At 62.5% G+C, this 24,475-nt stretch carries 22 protein-coding genes and 2 tRNA genes; 12 read left to right on the top strand and 12 right to left on the bottom strand.

Annotation, left to right across the window (positions count from 1 at the left end; all coding sequences use genetic code 11):
* Positions 1–730: 730 nt before the first annotated feature.
* Together AC0ZT5_RS27515 and AC0ZT5_RS27510 are read right to left on the bottom strand one after the other, a co-directional pair.
* A tRNA-Phe gene (locus AC0ZT5_RS27515) sits at positions 731–806 on the bottom strand.
* Positions 807–1,134: 328 nt separating this feature from the next.
* Positions 1,135–2,028 carry a helix-turn-helix domain-containing protein gene (locus tag AC0ZT5_RS27510; protein WP_488498988.1) on the bottom strand — a complete coding sequence of 298 codons (894 nt, stop codon included), beginning with the start codon at positions 2,026–2,028 and terminating at the stop codon, positions 1,135–1,137.
* Positions 2,029–2,113: 85 nt separating this feature from the next.
* On the opposite strand from AC0ZT5_RS27510, the gene AC0ZT5_RS27505 reads away from it, so the two are divergent.
* From AC0ZT5_RS27505 to AC0ZT5_RS27485, 5 genes are all read left to right on the top strand, one after another.
* Positions 2,114–3,385 (top strand): ABC transporter substrate-binding protein, encoded by a 1,272-nt coding sequence (locus AC0ZT5_RS27505; protein ID WP_488498987.1) that lies wholly within the window; start codon positions 2,114–2,116, stop codon positions 3,383–3,385.
* Positions 3,386–3,491: 106 nt separating this feature from the next.
* On the top strand, positions 3,492–4,352 hold the full coding sequence (locus AC0ZT5_RS27500) for a carbohydrate ABC transporter permease (protein WP_184872124.1): 861 nt from the start codon (positions 3,492–3,494) through the stop codon (positions 4,350–4,352).
* Complete coding sequence (locus AC0ZT5_RS27495; RefSeq protein ID WP_095088662.1) at positions 4,349–5,185, top strand: carbohydrate ABC transporter permease; 837 nt, start codon at positions 4,349–4,351, stop codon at positions 5,183–5,185. The genes AC0ZT5_RS27500 and AC0ZT5_RS27495 overlap by 4 nt, the downstream gene beginning before the upstream one ends.
* Before the next feature lie 8 nt (positions 5,186–5,193).
* A complete protein-coding gene (locus tag AC0ZT5_RS27490) occupies positions 5,194–6,273 on the top strand; it encodes an ABC transporter ATP-binding protein (RefSeq protein WP_488498986.1) in 1,080 nt (359 codons plus the stop codon).
* A gap of 35 nt (positions 6,274–6,308) precedes the next feature.
* Entirely contained in the window at positions 6,309–8,336 is a 2,028-nt protein-coding gene (locus AC0ZT5_RS27485; protein WP_488498985.1) for an aldo/keto reductase, read from the top strand.
* 25 nt (positions 8,337–8,361) lie between these two features.
* Here AC0ZT5_RS27485 and AC0ZT5_RS27480 read toward each other — a convergent pair whose 3' ends face one another.
* Positions 8,362–9,267: an AraC family ligand binding domain-containing protein gene (locus AC0ZT5_RS27480; RefSeq protein ID WP_488498984.1), complete on the bottom strand. Its 906-nt coding sequence runs from the start codon at positions 9,265–9,267 to the stop codon at positions 8,362–8,364.
* Between the two features lie 211 nt (positions 9,268–9,478).
* On the opposite strand from AC0ZT5_RS27480, the gene melA (AC0ZT5_RS27475) reads away from it, so the two are divergent.
* The 6 genes from melA (AC0ZT5_RS27475) (at position 9,479) to melA (AC0ZT5_RS27450) (ending at position 18,477) form a co-directional block, all read left to right on the top strand.
* Positions 9,479–10,945: an alpha-galactosidase gene (gene melA / locus AC0ZT5_RS27475; protein ID WP_488498983.1), complete on the top strand. Its 1,467-nt coding sequence runs from the start codon at positions 9,479–9,481 to the stop codon at positions 10,943–10,945.
* A 119-nt stretch (positions 10,946–11,064) separates the two neighbouring features.
* Complete coding sequence (locus AC0ZT5_RS27470) at positions 11,065–13,146, top strand: ABC transporter substrate-binding protein (RefSeq protein WP_488498982.1); 2,082 nt, start codon at positions 11,065–11,067, stop codon at positions 13,144–13,146.
* A gap of 115 nt (positions 13,147–13,261) precedes the next feature.
* Positions 13,262–14,269, top strand: coding sequence for an ABC transporter permease (locus tag AC0ZT5_RS27465; RefSeq protein ID WP_095088651.1), 1,008 nt, complete (start codon positions 13,262–13,264; stop codon positions 14,267–14,269).
* Positions 14,270–15,409, top strand: coding sequence for an ABC transporter permease (locus tag AC0ZT5_RS27460; RefSeq protein WP_477289637.1), 1,140 nt, complete (start codon positions 14,270–14,272; stop codon positions 15,407–15,409). It begins immediately after the preceding gene.
* 10 nt (positions 15,410–15,419) lie between these two features.
* Positions 15,420–17,087 (top strand): ABC transporter ATP-binding protein, encoded by a 1,668-nt coding sequence (locus tag AC0ZT5_RS27455; RefSeq protein WP_488498981.1) that lies wholly within the window; start codon positions 15,420–15,422, stop codon positions 17,085–17,087.
* 19 nt (positions 17,088–17,106) lie between these two features.
* Positions 17,107–18,477 carry an alpha-galactosidase gene (gene melA, locus AC0ZT5_RS27450; RefSeq protein ID WP_488498980.1) on the top strand — a complete coding sequence of 457 codons (1,371 nt, stop codon included), beginning with the start codon at positions 17,107–17,109 and terminating at the stop codon, positions 18,475–18,477.
* 11 nt (positions 18,478–18,488) lie between these two features.
* On the opposite strand, the gene yacG is transcribed toward melA (AC0ZT5_RS27450), so the two are convergent.
* The 9 genes from yacG to AC0ZT5_RS27405 all read right to left on the bottom strand — a co-directional run bounded on the left by yacG (position 18,489) and on the right by AC0ZT5_RS27405 (position 24,110).
* The gene (gene yacG / locus AC0ZT5_RS27445) at positions 18,489–18,686 is read right to left on the bottom strand and encodes a DNA gyrase inhibitor YacG (protein ID WP_095088647.1); all 198 of its coding nucleotides are present in this window, start codon (positions 18,684–18,686) and stop codon (positions 18,489–18,491) included.
* Complete coding sequence (locus tag AC0ZT5_RS27440) at positions 18,683–19,312, bottom strand: Maf-like protein (protein ID WP_488498979.1); 630 nt, start codon at positions 19,310–19,312, stop codon at positions 18,683–18,685. Before AC0ZT5_RS27440 ends, yacG begins: the two co-directional genes overlap by 4 nt.
* A gap of 21 nt (positions 19,313–19,333) precedes the next feature.
* Positions 19,334–19,552, bottom strand: coding sequence for a translation initiation factor IF-1 (gene infA, locus AC0ZT5_RS27435; protein ID WP_006200926.1), 219 nt, complete (start codon positions 19,550–19,552; stop codon positions 19,334–19,336).
* An 87-nt stretch (positions 19,553–19,639) separates the two neighbouring features.
* Positions 19,640–20,104 carry an arsenate-mycothiol transferase ArsC gene (locus AC0ZT5_RS27430; RefSeq protein ID WP_488499021.1) on the bottom strand — a complete coding sequence of 155 codons (465 nt, stop codon included), beginning with the start codon at positions 20,102–20,104 and terminating at the stop codon, positions 19,640–19,642.
* On the bottom strand, positions 20,092–20,577 hold the full coding sequence (locus AC0ZT5_RS27425) for a UPF0262 family protein (protein ID WP_457151821.1): 486 nt from the start codon (positions 20,575–20,577) through the stop codon (positions 20,092–20,094). Before AC0ZT5_RS27425 ends, AC0ZT5_RS27430 begins: the two co-directional genes overlap by 13 nt.
* A 6-nt stretch (positions 20,578–20,583) precedes the next feature.
* Positions 20,584–21,876: a histidinol dehydrogenase gene (hisD, locus tag AC0ZT5_RS27420; protein ID WP_488498978.1), complete on the bottom strand. Its 1,293-nt coding sequence runs from the start codon at positions 21,874–21,876 to the stop codon at positions 20,584–20,586.
* Between the two features lie 7 nt (positions 21,877–21,883).
* Positions 21,884–22,318, bottom strand: a complete 435-nt coding sequence (locus AC0ZT5_RS27415) for a DUF2948 family protein (RefSeq protein WP_488498977.1) — start codon at positions 22,316–22,318, stop codon at positions 21,884–21,886.
* 194 nt (positions 22,319–22,512) lie between these two features.
* Positions 22,513–23,805 carry a UDP-N-acetylglucosamine 1-carboxyvinyltransferase gene (gene murA / locus AC0ZT5_RS27410; protein WP_477225412.1) on the bottom strand — a complete coding sequence of 431 codons (1,293 nt, stop codon included), beginning with the start codon at positions 23,803–23,805 and terminating at the stop codon, positions 22,513–22,515.
* A gap of 128 nt (positions 23,806–23,933) precedes the next feature.
* Entirely contained in the window at positions 23,934–24,110 is a 177-nt protein-coding gene (locus AC0ZT5_RS27405) for a hypothetical protein (RefSeq protein WP_488498976.1), read from the bottom strand.
* Positions 24,111–24,271: 161 nt separating this feature from the next.
* Between AC0ZT5_RS27405 and AC0ZT5_RS27400 the strand changes: the two genes are divergently transcribed.
* Positions 24,272–24,346, top strand: a tRNA-Thr gene (locus AC0ZT5_RS27400).
* Positions 24,347–24,475: the final 129 nt, after the last annotated feature.

Genomic DNA, 24,475 nt, shown 5'->3' with positions numbered 1-24,475 from the left:
TAGAGATGCGCCGCGAAGCCGCCCGAGTCAGGCGGATTTTTCGCGCGTCAGTCTGGGATCGCGCGCATGAGGGGAAATGCACCCCGACCGTCAAGGGCGATAGCGCACAGGCGGAAGGCGGCTTGGCGGTTTAATACCCATGGTAGGTGATGCCGGTAACGTACCAATACGTCAGCATGATAGCGGCGCCGATAACAACCAGCCGGAGGAAGCCCCTAGCTGGACCGGGATCCATTCTCGACTCGTAGACAAAGCCGGTTCCGCCGCACTTTGTGCAGTTCATCCTCAGTGGTCCAGCGCCCGGCATCTGGCAGTTAGGGCACACGACTTTGACTTGGTGCATAACGCGCCCCTTTAGTCCAGCGGTAGCTTGAATGCCAAGCAACGCTGCGGCGTACTTGAATTTAACGGATATTGGGAGGCGGGACACCATGTCTAAAGGTAGTAGTGGGGGGTAGAGATTTCTTGATCTGTTTTCGCGTACTCTTAGCAGGCTGTGGCTGGCAAATCGGTACCATATCGACCAATGCGGCGATCATCGCGCTAAATTCAAAAAGCGGCGGGGAATTTCATGGGATCGGGCGCCACGCTTGGCATTTCAGTTGGTGCGTGCCGACGTGAACCTCTGCCCACGAAGAACTTCTCATTCATGAGCGCGTCAAGGCAAACGACTGCAAGGGAAGCCGAGTGCGCAGTGCGACAAATTATTAAGCGATTTCAGATAGATAAATGGTGCCCAGAGGCGGATTCGAACCACCGACACGCGGATTTTCAGTCCGCTGCTCTACCAACTGAGCTATCTGGGCCTGTTCCGGCAAACGAAATCTCGTGCACCGGATCTCATGAAGCGCCATGGGCGCCCCTTGAAAGCGCGTGGGTTATAGCACGGGAATCCGGCCTGTCCAGCGCCCAGATGGCGATTTCAGACAGGAAATGAGACGCCGTGCAATGGCCCGGTTCCGGTGCCGTGGCGATGGCCGGAACGGGGTGCAGCGCGGTCCTATTTCGGTCGGCGGCGCCCTTGTCCGCGTTTGCCGTCGCGGGCACGCAACGGCGCGACCCGTCTTTTAGCCGGCGATCGAGATGCGCCAATGCATTCGCGGCGCCGGGCAAGCACCGCCTGGTCGCCGGGCTCTATCTGGCGCCGGACACCCCTCTGCGAAAATCGGAGGGCGACATGCCGGCCAGCTTGCGGAACGATTTGTTGAAGGCGCTGAGCGAGCCGAAGCCCGAATCCATGGCGACGCGCAGCACATTGGCGTCCTGGTGCATCAACAGCGCCTGCGCGTAGCTCAGCCGCAAAAGGTTGACGTACTCGTTGAGCGTCATGCCGGTCGATTTCTTGAACAGGCTCATGGCGTATTTGGGATGGATGTCGGCGGCCGCCGCGATGTTCACGCAATCGATGTCGTAGAGGAAGTTCTCGGCGATGAAATCGCACATACGCCCGACATTGCGCGACGATTGCTGGTCGAAGGCGCTGCCGGTTTCCTGGCCGATCGGGGTTGCGGATACGAGCCGGTAGGGCTCGAACCGTACCCGCTCCAGCCGCAGCAGCAATTCGTTGACGGCGTGTTCCGCCTTGGCCTGGTCGCCGGACCGGGCGTAGCGGTTCCAGCGCTCGAAATTGTGGTTGTCGGACTGGTCGGTGGCGCCGGTCACCAGCGTCGCGCCCGTCATCAGCCGGTGCCGGATATCCGTCGGCAGGTGCAGCCGGAAGAAATGCACCAGCGGCAGATGCGCGCCGGCATAGACGGCGTCGTCGGACAGATCGTCCATCTGGTGCGGCAGGCCGCCCCAGAACAGGCACATCTCGCCGGCAGACAGCGAAATCTCGTGGTCGTTCATGCGGTAATGCACGCTGCCGCGCACGATGAAATTCACTTCGACCTGGGCATGCCAATGTGGTTTGAGCATCACCAGAGGACTAGTGTGAAACATCTGCAGCAGCAGCGGCAGGCCTTCCACGCTGCTGGCTCCAGGCTGGTAAAACGGTCGTTCCGGCATCTTACTTTCCGCCAATTTCATATTCCCTTTGACGGCGACAGCCCCTGCCCACTGCATAGTCTAGCCACGCTCACAGTGAGAGAGCAAATGGAATGGGAGGATTTCAATGCGCATCACAATGACCTGCGCCGCGCTCGCGCTCGCCCTGGGCTCTGCCCCGGCCTTTGCGCAATCCGGCGAAATCACGATCTGGAGCTGGAATGTCGCGGCTTCATCGCTGAAGGCGACCGTTGCCGGCTTCAACAAGCAATTTCCCGACGTCAAGGTGACGGTCCAGGATCTCGGCAACCAGCCGACCTACGACAAGTCGATCGCCGGCTGCGCCGCCGGAGGCGCCGGCCTGCCCGATATCGTCACCATCGAGAACGGCGAGGCCGAGAATTACTGGAGCCAGTTCCCCGACTGCTTCGTCGACCTGCATACGCTGGGCTATACCGCCGAGGACCAGAAGAAATTCCCCGACTTCAAGCGCACCGAACTCGAAGTCGGCGACAAGGCCTATGCAATGCCGTGGGATTCGGGTCCTGTGGCGGCCTTTTACCGCCGCGACTTCTACGAAAAGGCCGGCGTCGATCCGGCATCGATCAAGACCTGGGACGATTTCATCGCCGCCGGCAAGAAGATCCAGGCCGCCAACCCGGGCGTCTCGATGACCAATGCGGATTTCAACGGCGACAGCGAATTCTTCCGCATGATTTCCAACGAACAGGGCTGCGCCTATTTCGCCGAGGACGGCCAGTCGATCACGATCAACCAGCCCAAATGCGTCGATGCCATGACCAAGGTCAAGGAGATGAAGGACGCCGGTATCGTCTCTTCCGCCGACTGGGGCACCAAGATCACCAACAACACCGCCGGCACCGTCGCCACCCAGGTCTATGGCGGCTGGTATGAAGGTACCATTCGCACCGAATCGGCTGGTGAAAACGGCAAATGGGGCGTCTACCTGATGCCAAGCCTCACCGCCGACGGCCCGCGCGCTGCCAATCTCGGCGGCTCCTCGCTGGCCATCACCTCGGCGTCCAAGAACAAGGAGGCCGCCTACGCCTATCTGAAATACACGCTCGGAACCAATGAAGGCCAGATCACCATGCTGAAGGACTTCGGCCTTGTGCCCTCGCTGGTGTCGGCGCTCGATGACCCCTATGTCGCGCAAGGCCTGCCCTACTGGGGCGGCCAGGCAGTGTGGAAGGACATCCTCGGCACCTTGCCCAAGGTTGTTCCGAGCCGCGGCACGCAATTCCAGAGCGACGCCGAAATCATCGTTCGCGCCGTGCAGACGAAATATCTGGCCGGCGGCTACCCCGACGCCAAGGCAGCACTCGACGATGCCGCAAGCCAGATCGCCGCGGCGACCGGATTGCCCGTCAAATCTTGATCTGGACCGAGACGGTCCCGGGCGGCATTGATGCTGTCCGGGGCCGAACGCGCCACGTGTCTCGGCACGGGCACGCCACCCCCTTGAACGCGGAAAGGAGGCTACAATGCGCTATCAGAATGCCACGGCGTATCGCTTCCTCGCGCCGTATCTGCTGATCTTTGCAATCTTCTGGGTGTGGCCGATCATCGATTCCTTCATGATCTCCTTCCAGGCGACACGTACCGTGCCATGGCGGTTCGCGCCCACCTTCAACTGGGGCCGGTTGATCGGCGACCCCGCCTTCTTCAACGCACTGAAGAACACGCTGCTCATACTCGTCATCCAGGTGCCGGTGATGATCACGCTGGCGCTGGTGATGGCGGTGCTGTTGAACTCGCCGCTGCTCAAGGCGCGCGGCCTGTATCGCTTTGCTTTCTTCGCCCCGGTCGTGGTCGGCGAAGTTGCCTACTCGGCGGTCTTCCGGCTGATGTTCAACCTCAATTTCGGCATCATCAACAAGCTCTTGAACAGCGTCGGCCTGCCCAGCGTCGACTGGTTTTCCAACGTCACGCCGGCGATGGCGCTGATCATGATCGCGGTCACCTGGCGCTGGGCCGGCTACAACGCCATCATCCTGCTCGCCGGCATGCAGTCCATCCCCGAAGATGTCTACGAGGCGGCGACGCTTGACCGGGTCAGCAAGCTCAAGCAGTTCTTCTTCATCACACTGCCGCTCCTGAAGCCGGTCATCGTGTTCTGCCTTGTGCTGTCGATCATTGGCACCATGCAGCTGTTCACCGAGCCCTTCCTGATCACAGAGCGCGGCGGGCCCGGCGGCGGCACCGAGACGCTTGGCCTGTTGCTCTACCGCCAGGGATTTCGGTCGCTCAATTTCGGCTACGCGTCGGCCGTTGCCTACACCATGGCCGGGCTGGCGATCGCGATCACGCTGGTGCAACTGTGGCTGACGAGGGAACCGAAATGAGTTCACTCTCCTCGGCAAGGCTGGGACGCAGCATCGCGCTGCATCTGTTCCTGACGCCGCTGGCGCTGATCTGGCTGTTTCCACTGTGGATGATGGTGGTATTCTCGACCATGCCGGACAACGGCATCTTCAGCCCCGGCATCGAGCTTTTGCCGCATGGCAATTTCATGGACAATTTCAACAATCTGCAGCGTGACACCGACTTCGTCGGCGCTATCGGAATTTCGGTCTCCGTGGCGGTGACCTACACGTTCCTGTCGGTGCTGCTGACGTCGATGGCCGGCTGGGCGCTGGCCCGCTACAGGTTCGTCGGCAAGGGCGTGGTCGTCGCCATCATCCTCGGCACCATCACGCTGCCCTATGCGGTGGTTCTGATCCCGCAATTCATCATGGTGGCGCGCGATTTCAAGCTCGCCAACACCTGGGTGGCGCTGATCGTGCCGCCGCTGTTCAATTCGCTCGGCGTGCTGTTCATGCGGCAGAGCTTCTCGATGATGCCGGACGATCTTTTCGATGCGGCGCGCGTCGAGGGGGTGAAGGAATGGCGCATCTTCCTGTTCGTCGCGCTGCCGCTGGCGCGGCCGATGCTGGCGGCGCTCGCCATCATCCTGTTCCTCGCTTCCTGGAACAACTATTTGTGGCCGCTCCTGATCAACAGCCAGCCCGGTTCGATGACGGCGCCGGTGGCGCTCGGCACGCTGATCGGCCTGACCAAGGTGTCGTGGGGCGGCATCATGGCGGGCGCGGTGATGCTGACGGTGCCGATGCTTGTCGTCTTCGTGCTGCTGCAGCGCCATTTCATCGCCGGCATCGCCGCCGGCGCGATCAAGTAAGGGACAGCATGGCGACAGTCACGCTCAACAATGTCATCAAGCGCTTCGGCGTCTTCGAGGTTGTCCATGGCGCCAACATCGACGTCAAGGACGGCGAGTTCGTCGTCTTCGTCGGCCCCTCCGGCTGTGGAAAATCGACGCTGCTCAGGATGATCGCCGGGCTCGAGGACATCAGCGGCGGCGAGATCGCCATCGGCGGCAAGCTCGTCAATGATGTCGAGCCGGCCGACCGCGGCATCGCCATGGTCTTCCAGTCCTACGCGCTCTATCCGCACATGAGTGTCGAACAGAATCTGAGTTTCGGGCTCAGGATGACCGGCAATCCGAAGGCCGACACCGACCGGCGCGTCAAGCGAGCCGCCGAAATCCTGCGCATAAACGAGCTGATGAAGCGACGTCCCAAGCAATTGTCGGGCGGCCAGCGCCAGCGCGTTGCCATCGGCCGTGCCATCGTGCGCGAACCGCATGTGTTCCTGTTCGACGAGCCGCTTTCCAATCTCGACGCCGAATTGCGCGTCCAGATGCGGGTCGAGATATCGCGGCTGCACAAGGAACTCGGCACCACCATGATCTATGTCACGCACGACCAGACCGAGGCGATGACACTCGCCGACAGGATCGTCGTGATGCGCGCTGGCCATATCGAGCAGATCGGCCGCCCGCTCGATCTTTATGACAATCCCGACAATCAGTTTGTGGCGGGCTTTGTCGGCTCGCCGAAGATGAACTTCATCAACGGCCGCATTGTCGGGCGCGATGCACATGGTGTCGTGGTCGAGCTGGCGGGTCAGGAGAAGACACACATCACGCAACCGCTGACGGGCACTGCACCCGAAGCAGGAAGCAAGGTCATGGTAGGCGTGCGTCCAGAACATTTCGGCAGCGCCGGGGAGGGCGACACCGACCTTATGGTACGCATCGACGTGGTCGAGCACCTGGGCGGCACAAGTTTTCTCTATGCCAGAACGACGAACGGTGAAGACGTGGTGATCCAGCGCGACGCGGCAAAGGTTCCCGATACGTCCGAGGTCACCGTTTCCATCCGCAAATCCTACCTGTTCGACGAAAAAGGGCTGCGGCTGCGCTGACCGGCCGCCCTTTCCAGCCTTCAAGGAGAATGACAATGACTTCAACCACGCCCATTCGCTGGGGCATTCTCGGCCCGGGCAGCATCGCCCAGGCCTTTGCCGGCGGCGCGGCCGCTTCGCGCACCGGCAAGCTGGTTGCCATCGGCGCGCGCAACCCCGCCAAGCCAGGCCTCGCCGAGAGTTTTCCCGGCGCCCGCATCCTTCACGGTTACGATACGCTGCTCGCCGATCCCGACATCGACGCCATCTACATTTCGATACCGCATCCCGGCCATGCGCAATGGGCGATCAGGGCGGCGGAAGCCGGCAAACACGTGCTTTGCGAAAAGCCGCTGGCGCTGACCGCATTCGAGGCCGACGCCATGATCCATGCGGCGCGCAAGGCCGGCACCTTTCTCGGCGAAGCCTTCATGTACCGGCTGCACCCGCAGACGCTGAAGCTGGTGGAACTGATCAGATCGGGCGTCATCGGCGATATCAGGATGATCAAGTCGAGTTTCGGCTTTGCCATGCCGGCCTTCATGCCGGAGCATAGGCTCTATGCCAACGATCTTGCCGGCGGCGGCATTCTGGATGTCGGCGGCTATCCGGTTTCGATGGCGCGGCTGATTGCCGGGGCGGCGGCGGGCCTCCCCTTCGCCGAGCCGGACAAGGTGGTTGGTACGGCCCACCTTGGCCAGTCCGGTGTCGACGAATGGGCATCGGCGGTGCTGCATTTCCCGGGCGGCATCATCGCCGAAGTTTCCTGCAGCATCTCGCTCAACCAGGACAATGTGCTCAGAATCTTCGGCACCAGGGGTCGCATCGAGGTGCCGGACTTCTGGTTCGCCGGCGGCAACCGCGACGTCGGCCTGGGCCAGATCGACGTGATCGGATCCGACGGCGCGCGCGAGACCATCAGCGTCGACGAAAAGCGCCATGTCTATTCCTTCGAGGTCGACGCCGCCGGCGAAGCCATCCTCGCCGGGCGCCAGGAATTCGCCTGGCCGGGCATGGACTGGGCCGACAGTCTCGGCACCTTGCGCGTCCTCGACAGATGGCGGGCGGCGGCGGGCCTGGAATACGGGATCGAGAAGGCCCCGCAGCGAACCGAAACCATCTCCGGCCGGGCTTTGCGCTCCGGCGGAACGGCGATCGCCAAGCGCACCATTCCGGGCCTGTCGAAGCCGGCGTCCGTGGTGGCGCTCGGCTTCGAGGATTTCCGCACCTTTTCTTCCGGGTCGATCCTGCTCGATGCCTTTTTTGAGGCCGGCGGCAATCTCTTCGACACCGGCTATGTCTACGGCGGCGGTTACACCGAGGCGCTGCTTGGCGAGTGGCTGAGAAGCCGTGGTGTACGCGAGCAATCGGTGGTTATCGCCAAGGGCGCGCATTCGCCGCTCTGTTATCCCGATGTGATCGGCAAGCAGCTTGAACAGTCACTGGATCGACTGCAAACCGACCATGTCGATGTCTATTTCATGCATCGCGACAATCCCGATGTGCCGGTCGGCGAATTCATCGATGCGATGGATCGCGAGGTGAAAGCAGGCCGCATCCGCGGCCCGTTCGGCGGCTCGAACTGGACGATGGAACGCATGGACGAGGCTATTGCCTATGCCGAGCGGACCGGCAAACAGAAGCCTGGCGCGCTTTCCAACAATTTTTCGCTGGCCGAAATGCTGGAGCCGATCTGGGCCGGCTGCGTGACCTCGTCCAGCGACGCATGGAAGGCCTGGCTGAGGTCCCGCCAGATGCCGAATTTCGCTTGGTCGAGCCAGGGGCGCGGCTTCTTCACCGATCGCGCCGGGCGCGACAGGCACGACAATGAGGAACTGGTGCGCGTCTGGTACTCGGAACGGAATTTCGGCCGCCGCGACCGAGCGATCGAACTTGCCGCGCGGCTGGGCAAGAGCCCGATCCATATTGCACTGGCCTATGTGCTCAATCAGCCCTTCCCATCCATTCCGCTGATCGGGCCCCGCACGCTGGGCGAGTTGGACGACAGCCTGCGCGCACTCGACGTCACGCTTTCGCCGGCCGATCTCGAATGGCTGGATGGCGGCAGCCGGCACGCCGCCTGATGCATGTTGAGAACCCCAGGCGGTGTCAGGTCTCGTCCGAGAGCCTGGCGCCGTGTCTGGCCGGGGTTCTCATGCTGGCATACATGCCGGTGGTGCGGAATTGGCTGGGCGTGATGCCGTAGCAGCGGCGGAAGACCTTCGAAAAATAATTCGCGTCCTCGAAACCGCACAGGATGGCGACTTCCTTCACCGGCAGGAAGTCCACCTTGGTCAGCAGCTTCGCCGCGCGTTGCAGGCGCTGCTGCAGCACGAACTCGGCGGGCGGCAGGCCTTCGCTCTCGGCGAAACAGCGCGAGAAATGGGCCCGGCTGAGGCCACTGATCTGGACCAGGTCCGCCACCGGTAGCGGCCTGTCGAGATTGGCGCTGATGTGATCGATGACCGGCTGCATGGCACTCTGCTTTTCGGCAAAGGCATGTGAGCCGAAGACATCGTCATAGAGCGCCATCGCGGCTTCGTAGGCGACGGCGGAAGCGGCACCCGGCGAAGCGGCTCCCTTGATGAGACGCAGGCTGCAATCGGCGAGATGGTCCACCGTCGCTGGCTGCAGCCGAAACACCGGACCCGAGGTACCGAGTATGGATTTGTGGATGCGCAGCGCCTCCTCGCCGTTCATCGAAATCCAGAAATATTCCCAACGCTCATCCTTGGCCAGCCAGTAACGGTGGTTGTGCGGCACCAGCACCAGCAATGTGTCGCTCTTTTGCAGGCGATAATTACGGTTCTCATAGCGCAGCCGGCCGGTCCCGCTGATCGTGTGCTGGAGCACGGTGAACGGTGTCTGGCCGCGCCTGCGCCCATCCCAGTCGTAGATTTCGTCCTCGCGCACTTCATAGCCCGTGCTCGTCGGCATGGCGTGCAGGCGCTGGCGACCGCGCGGCAGCGAGATCGTCCGCATCGACTGTCCGTTGGCTATCAGATCCTGCAGCACAAAATTACCCTTGAAAGCATAATCCTTCTCTGGTCGCGCTCGCGAATAAGCGCATACTCCCCCTCGAAAAGCGAGAGAGATCCGCAGTCGAGGAGCGGACAGGGAGGTTGGCAGGCTGGATTCCGGCTTGTCCTGTGCGCATGCCACCGCATGTGGCGAAACCTTCCTTGTCGTTCTTTGCCTGCCATTCGAACGAAATGAGGTCCGGCTGATGAGTTTCAAAATCGCTATCATTGGTGCCGGCAGCGTTGGATTCACCAAGAAGCTGTTCACCGACATCCTATGCGTGTCCGAATTCAAGGACATCGAATTCGCGCTGACCGACGTCAGTGCGCACAATCTTGAGATGATCAAGGCGATCCTCGACCGGATTGTCGAGGCAAACAAATTGCCGACCAAGGTGACGGCCACCACCGACCGCCGCAAGGCGCTCGAAGGCGCGCGCTACGTCATCAGCTGCGTGCGGGTCGGGGGCCTCGAAGCCTATGCCGACGATATCAGGATTCCCCTGAAATACGGCATCGATCAATGCGTCGGCGACACGATCTGCGCCGGCGGCATTCTCTATGGCCAGCGCAACATTCCGGTGATCCTGGATTTCTGCAAGGACATACGCGAGGTCGCCGAGACGAACGCCAAATTCCTGAATTACGCCAACCCGATGGCGATGAACACCTGGGCTGCGATCGAGTACGGTAAGGTCGACACCGTCGGGCTCTGCCACGGTGTTCAGCACGGCGCCGAGCAGATCGCCGAGGTGCTGGGCGCGAAGTCCAGGCAGGAGCTCGACTATGTCTGTTCCGGCATCAACCACCAGACCTGGTTCATCGATTTGCGCCTGAACGGCCGCGAGATCGGCAAAGACGAACTGGTCGCCGCCTTCGAGGCGCACCCGGTCTATTCCAGGCAGGAGAAGCTGCGCATCGATGTCTTGAAGCGCTTCGGTGTCTATTCGACCGAAAGCAACGGCCATCTTTCCGAATATCTGCCTTGGTACCGCAAACGACCCGACGAGATCACGCGCTGGATCGACATGTCCGACTGGATCCATGGCGAGACGGGCGGCTATCTCCGCCACTCGACCGAAACCCGCAACTGGTTCGAAACGGAATACCCGCAGTTCCTCGAAGCGGCGTCACAGCCGATCGATTCCAAGAAGCGCTCCAACGAGCATGCCAGCCACATCCTGGAGGCGCTGGAGACCAATCGCGTTTATCGCGGCCACTTCAACGTCAAGAACAATGGCGTGATCACCAATTTGCCGCAGGACGCCATCATCGAGTCGCCCGGTTTCGTCGACCGCTTCGGCATCAACATGTCCGCCGGCATCACCTTGCCGGAAGCCTGTGCGGCCACCTGCATCGCCTCGATCAACGTCCAGCGCATGTCGGTCCATGCCGCTATCGCCGGCGACATCGATCTGCTCAAGCTCGCCGTGTTGCATGACCCGCTGGTCGGCGCGGTTTCAACCCCGGAGGAGGTCTGGCAGATGGTCGACGAAATGGTCGTCGCCCAGGCAGCCTGGCTGCCGCAATATGCCCATGCGGTTCCGGCCGCCCGGGCGCGGCTGTCGACATCCGGGGTCAAGACCCGCGAATGGGCGGGCGCGGCGCGGCGCAGTGTGCGCTCGATCGAGGAATTGCGCGCCGAAAAAGCCGCGGTGAAACAGGCCGGCTGAATTTTCATGCGGTGATGGTGGATCTACGGGAGGTGGATCCACTGCCACGAAGCCGTTTGGATTCGAGGAGAAGCGGAGCAGGTACAAAAGCTCCGGAACAAACAAGAGGGAGAGAGACAGTGAGGAATTTACGCAATATCGGTCTTGCTGCCGGACTGGCGCTGAGCGTCTCGGTCTCGGCACTCAATGCATACGCTTCCGAGCCGACGGTTCCGCCGGCGCCGACACCGTTCCCCGCCGAGGGCAAGATCAAATATGTGGCGCGCGACTCCATTCTGGAGTTCAAGGCGCTGCCGCAATATCACGAGCCCGACTGGGTCACCGAAAAATACGTCAAGACCGGCAAGCTGCCGCCGGTGAAGGATAGGCTGCCGAAGGAGCCGCTGGTCTTCAAGACGGCCAACATGCCTGACGGCGTCGGCGTCTATGGCGATACGATGCGCCATGTCATCGGCGGCCGGCCGGAAGGCTGGAACTATGGTGCCGGCCAGACGCAAGGCTGGGGCGGCATCGATATTGGCCTTTCCGAATGCCTGACGCGCACGGCGCCACTGTTCCAGGTCGAAGCCAAGGACACCGAGCCGCTGCCGAACCTTGCCAAAAGCTGGGACTGGTCGAAGGACGGCCACAAGCTGACCATGCATCTGATCGAGGGCGCCAAATGGTCTGATGGCGTGGCCTTCAACGCCGACGACGTCATGTTCTATTGGGATGACGAGGTGGTCGACCCGAACGTCTCGCCGCTCAATGGCGCGACGCCGGAAACCTTCGGTGTCGGCACGACGTTGAAGAAGATCGACGACTACACTGTCGAGTGGACGTTCAAGGACGCCTTCCCGAAACAGTACCTCTACGCCATGGCCTATGGTACCTTCTGCCCCGGCCCCGCGCACATTCTGAAGCCGCAGCATCCGAAATATTCGAAGAACACCTACGACCAGTTCAAGAACGCCTTTCCGCCGGAATATATGAACATGCCGGTGATGGGCGCCTGGGTGCCGGTCGAATACCGGCCCGACGACATCATCGTCATGCGCCGCAACCCCTACTACTGGAAGGTCGACGAAAAGGGCAACCAGCTGCCCTATCTCAACGAACTGCAGTACAAGCTGTCGACCTGGGCCGACCGAGACGTCCAGGCGGTCGCCGGCTCGGGCGACTTCTCCAATCTGGAGCAGCCGGAAAACTTTGTCGCCTCGCTGAAGCGCGCCGCTGAAGCCAACGCGCCGGCACGGCTCGCCTTTGGTCCTCGCCTCATCGGCTACAATCTTCGCGTGAACTATTCCGCCAATGGCTGGGGCAACCCGGACGAGCGAAGCCAGGCAGTCCGTGAGCTGAACCGCAATGAGGACTTCCGCAAGGCTGTCACCATGGCACTCGACCGCAAGGCGCTGGGCGACTCCCTGGTCAAGGGGCCGTTCACCGCCATCTATCCCGGCGGCTTCTCCTCGGGCACAAGCTTCTATGACCGCAAGTCTACCGTCTACTATCCATTCGACCTCGCGGGCGCCAAGGCCGAGCTCGCCAAGGCCGGCCTCAAGGATACCGACGGCGACGGTTTCGTGAACTTCCCGGCGGGCACTGCCGGCGGTAAGAACGTCGAGATCGTGATGCTGGTCAACAACGACTACGGCACCGACAAAAGCCTTGCCGAAGGTGTCGTCGCGCAAATGGAAAAGCTGGGCTTGAGGGTCGTGCTGAACGGCCTCAACGGTACCCAGCGCGACGCCTCGCAGTATTCCGGCCGTTTCGACTGGTTGGTCCGGCGCAACGACCAGGAACTGACCTCGGTTGTGCAGAACACAGAACAGCTTGCGCCTGTCGGCCCGAAAACCAGCTGGAATCACCGTGCGCCGGAAAGCGGCGAGGTCGACCTGATGCCTTTCGAAAAAGACCTCGTCGACATCGTCAACAAGTTCGTCGCGTCAGAGGACAACGACAAGCGCGCAAGCCTGATGAAAGAGTTCCAGAAGATCTCGACCGAACACGTCTACAATATCGGCCTGACGGAATATCCCGGCGCGCTGATCGTCAACAAGCGCTTCTCGAACATTCCGCAGGGCACGCCGATCTTCATGTTCAACTGGGCCGAGGATTCGATCGTCCGAGAACGCGTCTTCGTCGCGGCCGACAAGCAGGCGAAATACGAATTGTTCCCGCAGGAGCTCCCGGGCAAGCCCGGAGACAAGGGTCCGATGTAAGTTTACCTCCCCTGACCAAGAGAGACCCGGCCGCGCCGCTGGCGCGGCCGGGGCAAACCAACCTCCGAACGACCCTCAATGGGAGCGTCCGGCGAAATGAGGAAGCCGACCGTCCATGCTGCGATTCCTGCTTATGCGCATAGCGTCGGCAATACCGGTCCTCGCAATCTTGAGCCTCGTCACCTTCGCCATCATCCAGGCGCCACCTGGTGACTATGCCGACTACATCCGTTCGCAGCTGATCAACCAGGGCGGCGCGTCCTTCGCCGAGGCCGATGCGCAGGCCCAGGCCTACCGCGTCGAACACGGCCTCGATAAGCCGCTGCCCGTCCAGTATCTCAACTGGATCGGCGGAATCATTACTCGCGGCGATTTCGGCTACAGCCTCTACTACAACAAGCCGGTGGCCGATGTCGTCGGCGAGCGCCTGCCGAGAACGCTGCTCCTGGCGCTGGTCTGCCATCTGCTCGCCTCGGTGCTGGGCATCACGTTCGGCATATGGGCGGCGACAAGGCAATACACGTGGATCGACTCGACGCTCTCGGCCATCGCCTTCCTCGGCATGACCGTGCCGCGCTTCCTGATGGCGCTGATCATCGTCTATCTCCTCGTCTTCCAGTTCAACCTGTCGGAGATCGGCTCATTCTTCTCGCCGCAATATGGCGGCGCGCCATGGTCTTGGGCGAAGTTCGTCGACCTGGTCAAGCATGTCTGGCCGGTGGTGGCGATCGCCACTTTCGGCGGCCTCGCCTACAATATGCGCGTCATGCGCGGCAATCTGCTGGATACGCTTAACGCGCAATATGTCGAGACGGCGAGAGCCAAGGGCCTGACCGGTAGCGCCGTCGTCATGCGGCACGCCGTGCCCAATGCGCTGCATCCACTCGTCATGTATCAGGGTGTGGTGTTGCCCTACATGCTCACCGGCGAGATCGAGACGGCGATCATCTTCGCGCTCCCGACCGTCGGCCCCGCGATCGTCGGTTCGATGGCGGTCGGCGATGTCTATGTCACTGCCACCTTCATGATGGTGCTGTCGGCGACACTGATCGTCGGCAACATCATCGCCGACATGCTGCTCGTCCTGCTCGACCCGCGCATCCGCCAATACGGAGAGAGCTAGATGCTGGCCCGCGATCCATCACCTCCACCGCTGCCGGCGGAAGGACCCATCGTCGCCAAACCGGCGCGCGGCAATGAGAGCTATCTCGCGCTCGTCTGGCGTCGGTTGAAGCGCTCCTGGACCGGCATGGCCGGGCTTGGGCTCGTCGTTCTGTTGCTGGTGATGGCCGTGTTCGCCGAATTCCTGGCGCCGATGGACCCGAAGGCTACCGATGTCGGCTTCGCTCCGCCGCAACTGCCCTCCTTCCACGACAAGGACGGCAATTTCGTCGCGCGGCCACGGGTCTATGCGCTGGCCGATTCGGCCGACCTCGATCCGGTCACCTTCCAGCCCGTCGTCGGCCCCGACTACGACCATCCGAGGCTGCTTGGCTTCTTTGTCGAAGGCGCGCCCTACAAGCTCTTCGGGCTGGTCCCGGCGGACCGGCATTTCTTCGCCTCGATGGACGGCCAGCCTGTGCATTTCCTCGGTACCGACAAGTTCGGCCGCGATATCCTGTCGCGCGCCATTCATGGCTCGCGCGTCTCGCTGATGATCGCGCTGACGGTCGTCTTCATCATCACCGTCATAGGCACCACCGTCGGCATGGTTTCCGGCTATTTCGGCGGTCGGTTCGATATCTGGATGCAGCGCTTCGTCGAACTGGTGCTCGCCTTCCCGCAGCTGCCGCTCTATCTTGCGCTGACGACGCTGATCCCCGTCACCGCGCCGACCAATGTCTTCCTCGGCTTTGTCATCGTCGTCATGTCGGCGCTGGGCTGGGCGCAGATGTCGCGCGAGGTGCGCGGCAAGACGTTGGCGCTGGCGCGCATCGAGTATGTGCGCGCCGCAATGGCGGTCGGCGCCACCGACCGGCGCATCATCCTGCAGCACATCTTGCCCAATGTGATGAGCCACGTGATTGTCGCCGTCACCTTGGCGATCCCGACGGTGGTGCTGCTCGAATGCTTCCTCGGGTTCCTCGGCTTTGCGGTCAAGCCTCCGCTGATCTCGTGGGGCCTGATGCTGCAGGACACCGCGACCTATTCCGTGATCGGCACCTATCCCTGGATCCTGTCGCCGGTCGGTTTCGTGCTCGCCACCGTTTTTGCCTTCAACGCGCTGGGCGACGGCCTGCGCGATGCCGTCGATCCGTATTGAGGTGGCTGGGATGACCGTCGCACTCGCCGAATCCTTCGCCCCTACCGTCCGTCATGACCATGACGGGCGCCAGGACCAGCCCATCATCGACGCCCGCAACATCGAGGTCGCCTTCAAGGTCGAGCACGGCGTTGTCGAAGCGGTCAAGGACATCTCGTTCCAGCTCTATCGCGGCGAGACGATCGCCATCGTCGGCGAATCCGGTTCCGGCAAGTCGGTGACGGCGCGCGCCGTCATGGGGCTGCTGTCGCGCCGGGCCACCGTGTCGCCGAAATCGAGCATCTGTTACGACGGCCAGGACATCCTGAAATTCCCCGAGAGCGAGCGGCGTAAGCTGCGCGGCAACCGCATCTCGATGATCTTCCAGGAGCCGATGAGCTCGCTCAACCCGATCTATACGGTCGGCAGCCAGATCGTCGAGGCGATCCGGGTGCACCGTAAGGTGAGCCGCAGGCAGGCCTGGGCACGGGCGCTCGAACTCTTGCGGCACGTCCAGATCCCCGAGCCGGAGGCGCGGCTCAAACAGTATCCGCACCAGCTTTCGGGCGGTCAGCGGCAGCGCGTAATGATCGCCATGGCGCTGGCCAACGATCCTGACGTGTTGATTGCCGATGAGCCGACCACCGCGCTCGACGTCACCGTCCAGGCGCAAATCCTGAACCTGATCCGCAATCTGCAAAAAGAACTGCGGATGGCGGTGATCCTGATCACCCACGATCTTACCGTGGTGCGCAAATTCTCCGACTATGTCTACGTCATGCAGCATGGCGCGATGTGCGAGCACAACGTCACCGAACGGCTGTTTGCGGACCCACAGCATCCCTACACGCAGCGGCTGCTCGCGGCGGAGCCGCGCGGGCGTCCGCAACCGCTTCCCGAGGGCAGCGGCGCCATCCTCGAAGCGAATGATGTGCGCGTCTGCTTCATGCTGCGTCACGGCAGTTTCCTGAGGCCGGACTGGCGCGAGCTGGTCGCCGTCGGCGATCTCGGCCTCAAGCTTTGCCGCCATGAGACGCTGGGGCTGGTCGGCGAATCCGGTTCCGGCAAGACCACATTCGGCCAGGCGCTGCTGAGATTGATCGACACCAAGCGCGGCGAAATCCGTTTCGACGGCCAACCGATCCAGGGCCTGTCACGCAACGAGATGCGGCCGCTGCGCGCGCGCATGCAGATCGTTTTCCAGGATCCTTTCTCTTCGCTCAATCCGCGCATGACGATTGGCCAGATCATCGAGGAAGGGCTGGTCGTCAACAGCATAGGCGCGACGCGGGCCGAGCGGGTCGACCGGGTGCGGGAGGCGCTGGTCAGTGCCGGCATGCCGGGCGATATCCTGTCGCGTTTCCCGCACGAATTCTCGGGCGGTCAGCGCCAGCGCGTCGCGATCGCCCGCGCCATCGCGCTCGAGCCCGAATTCATCCTGCTCGACGAGCCGACATCGGCGCTGGACCTCTCCGTCCAGGCGCAGATCATTGACCTCCTGCGCAAGCTGCAGGACGAGCGTGGCTTGAGCTACCTGTTCATCTCGCACGACCTCAAGGTGGTGCGCGCGCTGTGCCACCGCGTCATCGTCATGCAGCACGGCAAGATCGTCGAACAGGGCCCCGTCGACGAGGTCCTCACCAATCCAAAGACCGCCTACACCGAACGGCTCGTCAGGGCCGCTTTCGATGTGGCTTGAACATATGCCGGAGGTTAGCGTGGCAAGAAATCCCAAGATCACATTCATCGGCGCCGGCTCGACGGTGTTCATGAAGAACATTGTCGGCGACGTGCTGCAGCGGCCGTCGCTTTCGGGCGCGACGATCGCGCTGATGGACATCAATCCGCAGCGGCTCGAAGAGAGCGCCATCGTCGTCAACAAGCTGATCGCGACGCTCGGCGTCAAGGCGAAGGCCGAGACCCATTCCGACCAGCGCAAGGCGCTGGCGGGCGCCGACTTCGTCGTCGTCGCCTTCCAGATCGGCGGGTACGAGCCCTGCACGGTCACCGACTTCGAAGTGCCGAAGAAATACGGCCTGCGCCAGACGATCGCCGACACGCTTGGCGTCGGCGGCATCATGCGCGGTCTGAGGACCGTGCCGCATCTGTGGAAGATCTGCGAGGACATGCTCGCCGTCTGCCCGCAGGCAATCATGCTGCAATACGTCAACCCGATGGCGATCAACACCTGGGCGATATCAGAGAAATATCCTGAGATCAGGCAGGTCGGGCTCTGTCATTCGGTGCAGGGTACGGCAATGGAGCTGGCGCACGATCTCGACCTTCCCTACGAAGAGATCCGCTATCGCTCGGCCGGCATCAACCACATGGCCTTTTACCTGAAATTCGAGCATCGCCAGCCGGACGGTTCCTACCGCGACCTCTATCCTGATCTCGTGCGCGCCTATCGCGAAGGCCGCGCGCCCAAGCCCGGCTGGAATCCGCGCTGCCCCAACAAGGTGCGCTACGAGATGCTGACGCGGCTGGGCTATTTCGTCACCGAAAGCTCGGAGCATTTCGCCGAATACACACCCTATTTCATCAAGGAAGGCCGCCCCGATTTGATCGAGAAATACGGCATTCCGCTCGACGAATATCCCAAACGCTGCATCGAGCAGATCGAGCGCTGGAAAGATCAGGCGCAGGCCTACCGCTCGGCCCAGCGGATCGAGGTCGAGGAGTCGAAGGAGTATGCCTCCTCGATCATGAACTCGGTGTGGACGGGCGAACCCTCGGTGATCTACGGCAATGTCCGCAACAATGGCTGCATCACCTCGCTGCCCCGGGATTGCGCTGCCGAAGTGCCGTGCCTGGTCGACGCCTCCGGCATCCAGCCGACTTACATCGGCGACCTGCCGCCACAATTGACGGCGCTGATCCGCACCAACATCAACGTGCAGGAGCTGACGGTGCGGGCGCTGATGAGCGAGAACCGCGAGCACATCTACCATGCGGCGATGATGGATCCGCACACATCAGCCGAACTCGATCTCGACCAGATCTGGTCACTGGTCGACGATCTCCTCGCCGCTCACGGCGACTGGCTGCCGACCTGGGCACGTGTGGGGCGCAAGAACGAGGCCGCCTGATCGCCCCAGCCTCACTTCGGCTCGTCGGCGTCCGTTTCTTCCTCGTCGTCGCGGGCGGAGATGACATAGGCGCCCTTCAGCCAGCGGTTGAGGTCGATGTCCTTGCAGCGCGTCGAACAGAACGGATACGTCTCGCGCGCCGAGGGCTTGCCGCATTCGGGGCAGGGGCGCTTCGGCCGCAGCGGCGTGACCTTGTCGTCCAGGCTCACGGCCGGGCTCCCACCTGCCAGCCGCGATGCACCTTGAAGCCCTCGCCGGAAAGCAGCGCTACCGTCTCATAGAGTGGCAGGCCGACGATGTTGGTGTAGGAACCGACCAGCTTGACGACGAAGGCACCGGCGAGACCCTGGACGGCATAGCCGCCCGCCTTGCCGCGCCATTCACCCGATGCCACGTAGGCGTCGATTTCCTCGCGCGGCAGCCGCTTGAAGCGCACACGCGTCTCGACCAGTCGCTGGCGCAGTTTGCCGCCCGGCGTGATCAGGCAGATGCCGGAATAGACCCGGTGCGAACGGCCTGACAGCAGCCCGAGGCAATTGGCGGCGTCGTCGAGGGTTTCAGCCTTGGGCAGGATGCGCCGCCCGACGGCGACCACCGTATCGGCGGCCAGCACGAAGCCAGGCGCATAGTCGGCCTCGGCCGTCAGCGAGGCGAACGCCTTCTCGGCCTTTTCCTTCGACAGCCGCTTGGCCAGAGAGCGCGGATGCTCGGCGCGCAGTGGCGTCTCATCGACATTGGCCGGCAGCACGCGGTCCGGCTCGATGCCGGCCTGCTGCAAGAGCTCGATCCGGCGCGGCGAACCCGAGGCAAGCACCAGCTTCTGCAAAATGCTCATCGCGGACCAGTCGGGCTTTGCTTACTTGAAACGATAGGTGATGCGGCCCTTGGTCAGGTCGTATGGCGTCATCTCGACCAGAACCTTGTCGCCGGTCAGCACGCGGATGCGGTTCTTGCGCATGCGGCCGGCTGTATGGGCGATGATCTCGTGTTCGTTTTCGAGTTTCACCCTGAACATCGCGTTGGGCAACAATTCCGTCACGACACCCGGAAACTCGAGGACTTCTTCCTTCGGCATTCGATACCTTTGCTTGGATGGTAGTTCCAGCGCCCTGGCCGGAATTTCGGCGGAACCTATATGATAAACGCCCGCTTGTGAACACGCTTAATCCGTCTCGGTTTTTGCTTCTGGAAGCAAAAAACGCCGACCTATGCGCGCTTTCAGCCGATCGCGTACGTCACGATAGCTGGCCATGATCTGTTCGCGCGTGCCGGCGGCGTCGGTCGGGTCCGGCGTCGGCCAGTATTCGACCTCGACCGCGAGCGAGCGGGTGAGTTCGAGCGCCGCATGGTGTGCTTCCGGCGCCAGCGTGACGATGAGGTCGAAATAGTCGTCCTCGAGATCGTGCATCGTCCTTGGGTGACGCTCGCCCAGCGACAGCCCTTCCTCGGCCAGCACCGCATCGACGAACGGATCGCGCTCGCCGGCGCGAACGCCGGCCGAAGCGACGAAGACAGTGGCCGGCAGCGCCCGCCGCGCCAGCTGTTCGGCCATTGGCGAGCGCACGGCGTTCATGCCGCACAGGAACAGGATCGAGCGGGGCAGGGCAGCCAGGGCTAGCCCCGCCAGTGCAGCACGCAGACCAGCGTGAACAGCCGGCGCGCCGTATCGAAATCGATGTCGATCTTGCCGGCCAGCCGGTCCATCAGCGTTTGCGAGCCCTCATTGTGCAGGCCGCGGCGGCCCATGTCGATCGCCTCGATATGGCTCGGCGTCGAGGAGCGGATGGCGTCGTAATAGCTTTCGCAGATCATGTAGTAATCCTTGACGATGCGCCTGAGCGGCGTCAGCGACAGGATGTGGGTGACGACGGCAGCCCCGTCCTCGCGCGCCACGGCAAAGACCAGGCGCTGCTCGGCCAGTGACAGCTTCAGCCGGTAGGGGCCGGCGCCGTTGTCATTGACGGGTTGAAAACTGTTCTCCTCGATCAGGTCGAAGATCGCCACCGCACGCTCATGCTCGACATCGGGCGTCGAACGGCCGATCGATTCATCGAGTTCGACATCGATCAGCCTGGCGCGGGTTTGATCGGAGTCCGACATGGCGGCCTACATGTTCAGCCGTATGGCGACGGAGCGGCCGTGCGCATCTAGGCCTTCCGCCTGGGCGAGCGCGATCGCCGCCGGCGCCAAGATCCGCAGCTGCTCCGGTCCAAGCTTCAGGATCGAGGTGCGCTTGACGAAGTCGAGCACGGACAGGCCCGACGAGAAGCGCGCCGAGCGTGCCGTGGGCAGCACGTGGTTGGAGCCGCCGACATAGTCGCCGATGGCCTCTGGCGTGTGGCGGCCGAGAAACACGGCACCGGCATTGCGCATCCGCGCCAGAAACCCCTCGGCATCGTCGATGGCAAGTTCGACATGTTCGGCGGCGATGCGGTCGACCAGCGGCAGCGCGGCGTCGATCGTGGCGACCTCGACCACCGCCCCGAAATCGCGCCAACTCGCCGCTGCCGTCTCGGCGCGCGGCAGGCTCTGCAACTGGCGTTCCACGGCCTGTTCGACGGCACGACCGAAGGCCGGATCGTTGGTGACCAGGATCGACTGCGCCGACGCATCGTGCTCGGCCTGGGCCAGCAGGTCGGCGGCGATCCAGTCCGGATCGTTGCTGCCGTCGGCCACGACGAGCACTTCCGAGGGGCCGGCGATCATGTCGATGCCGACAGTGCCGAACACTTGGCGCTTGGCCGCTGCGACATAGGCATTGCCGGGTCCGACGATCTTGGCGACGGGCTTGATCGTTTCGGTGCCGTAGGCAAGCGCGGCGATCGCCTGCGCGCCGCCGACGCGATAAATCTCCGACACGCCAGCGATATCAGCCGCCACCAGCACCAGCGGATTGATGATGCCGCCGGGTGCCGGCACCACCATGACGACGCGCTCGACGCCGGCCACTCTGGCCGGGATGGCGTTCATCAGCACCGAGCTTGGATAGCTCGCGGTGCCGCCCGGTACATAGAGCCCGACTGCCTCGATCGCCGTCCAGCGCGAGCCGAGCTCTACGCCGGCGGCATCCGTATAGCGATCATCCTTGGGCCGCTGCCGCTCGTGATGCGAGCGGATACGGTCGCGCGCGAATTCCAGCGCCTCGATCGTCTTAGGGTCGGCGGCCTTGTAAGCCCGGGCGATGTCGTCCTTCGAAACGGCAATGCCGAGACTTCCGAGGTCGGCGTGGTCGAATTTCCTGGTGTAGTCGATCAGCGCCGCGTCGCCCTCGGCGCGCACGCGCGCGATGATGTCGCGCACCGCGGCATCGACATCGGCCGACACCTCTCGCTTGGTCAAAAGGAAGGCGGCGAAACGCTGCTCGAAATCGGCATCGGACTGACGAAGCGTGATGGCCATCGGACGCTCAAGCCTTGTGGACGGGACGCGAGGTGGCTTCCCACGCGCCGCCGATGTCGGCAAGGCGGGCCTCGATGCATTCGACATCGAGTATGATGGTGCCGCCGCCAGAAAAGATCAGCTCGACGATACCGGCCGGCTTGCTTATCTCGATGAAACTGACGGCCAGCAGCGACAGGATCTCGGCCGGCTTGTCGCGGGCAATGCCATTGGTCTTGGCGCCGAGCACGCGGTCGAAATGCAGCACCGCCTGCCGCCGCTCATTGTGCTGGCGAAACAGGCTGGATTTGGCCTCCCAGACAAAGCGGTTCATGGTCAGCACGAAACGCTTTGCCGAAGGCAGGAACTCGAGGTCCGAGACCTTCATCACGGCATCCTGGACATGGGCCGAAACGATGCTCAGATCCTGGTCGTCGAGTGCGATAAGCTTAAGGGCGGTCATGCGGATTTCGCACCTGAAGGTTGATTGTTCAGCCTTCTGTTAGAGCATGATCCCGAAAAGTGGAAACCGGTTTTCGCAAAAGATCATGCTCAGACAGGAATCTGGAGCCTCATCTCGACCTTAATCGAGATGAAACAGGCTCCAGGCGGGTCTTTCCCGTCCGCGCAACCGCGCTGCGAGGCCTGGCGATTGGCCTACGCCGAAATCCGCTCGATCACCGCGCCGCAATTGGAAAGCTTTTCCTCCAGCCGCTCGAAGCCGCGGTCGAGATGGTAGACGCGGTTGACCGTGGTCTCGCCTTCAGCTGCCAGGCCGGCGATGACCAGCGACACGGAGGCGCGAAGATCGGTCGCCATGACCGGCGCTCCCTTCAGCTTAGGCACGCCGTCGACGATCGCCGTTTGGCCCGAAAGCGTGATGTGGGCGCCGAGCCGGGCCAGCTCCTGCACATGCATGAAGCGGTTCTCGAAGATCGTCTCGGTGATGCGCGACTTGCCCTTGGCCATGGTCATAAGGCCCATGAACTGCGCCTGCAGATCGGTCGGGAAGGCCGGGAATGGCGCCGTCGTCACATCGACCGGCGAAATGCCGGCGCCGTTGCGCCTGACGCGAATGCCGGAATTGGTCGGAGTGATCTCGGCGCCGGTCTGCGAAATCACGTCGAGCGCGGTCTGCAGCAGTTCGGGTCGCGCGCCTTCGAGCACCACGTCGCCGCCGGTCATGGCGACGGCCATGGCATAGGTGCCGGTCTCGATGCGGTCGGGAATGACGCGCACGCGGGCGCCCGACAGCGATTCGACGCCATCGATGGTGATGGTTGGCGTGCCGGCGCCGGAAATCTTCGCGCCCATGGCATTGAGGCACTCGGCGAGGTTGACGATCTCGGGCTCGCAGGCGGCGTTTTCAAGCACCGTCTCGCCCTTGGCCAGCGAGGCCGCCATCATCAGCACATGGGTGGCGCCGACCGAGACCTTCGGGAACACGTAGCGGTTGCCGACAAGTCGGCCGTTCCGGGTCTTGGCGATGACGTAGCCGGTGTCGACGTCGATATCGGCGCCCAGCACCTGCAGGCCTTCGAGGAAAAGATCGACCGGGCGCGTGCCGATGGCGCAACCGCCCGGCAGCGACACCTTGGCCTCGCCCATGCGCGCCAGCAGCGGGCCGATCACCCAGAACGACGCCCGCATCTTCGACACGAGCTCGTAAGGGGCCGTGGTGTCGACGATGTTGCGGGCCGAGAAATTGATGGTGCGCGAATAGCCCTCATTCTGCTTTTCGCGGCGGCCGTTGACCGAATAGTCGACGCCGTGATTGCCGAGGATGCGGATCAACTGCTCGACATCGGCCAGATGCGGCACGTTTTCCAGCGTCAGCGTGTCGTCGGTCAGGAGCGAGGCGATCATCAAGGGAAGTGCGGCGTTTTTGGCGCCCGAGATCGGAATGCTTCCGGCAAGCTTGTTGCCGCCGACAATTCTGATGCGATCCATGGAAGAACGTCCCTCTCGGCCAAAAAAGCCGGTTCAATCGGTTGAGTATCGGCCCCTCTAGACCATTGGCCGGTCTGGTTCAAGAAATAGGATTTCCTGATATCTGAACCAAGAGTGGCCGATTTGAGTTAATCTTTTTGCATTTCCTTCGCCGAGCCGAGCCCGTCCGGTCGTTGGTCGGCTTCGCCGATACGCCGCGAGCGCGACTGCGCCTTGCGTTTCTGCAGATTGGCGCGCAATTGCTCCGCGAGCCTGTCCTTGCGGTTTGTGCTGCCCTTTTTCACTGGAATTGTCTTGTCGTTCATTGTCCCGCCCCGGCCGGCGACCAGCCAGCCCGCTATTCAGGGATAGCCAACATTGTGGCGCCGCCATGTCATCAAAAGCGATCCGGCAAAGGCTTTCACAGAAGCGTTGCACTTGGCCTTGCGCTTGCCGGTTCGATATGGCAGAAGCCCCGCCATCGGCGGCTGCGGTAGCTCAGTGGTAGAGCACTCCCTTGGTAAGGGAGAGGTCGAGAGTTCAATCCTCTCTCGCAGCACCAGTCCATCCCGTTGAAATCGCTGAAGCCATTGGCGCGCTACGCGTTCCGTCTATTCTGACGTTACAAATGACGTCACAAGACGGAAATCGAGACGGCCGCTGTCCACCAGGCTTGCAATCCCCAAGACCT

The organism is Mesorhizobium sp. CNPSo 4670 (genome assembly GCF_057784235.1).
Note: the sequence above shows the minus strand (reverse complement) of the source record. Positions and strands in the feature narration are given on the sequence as shown.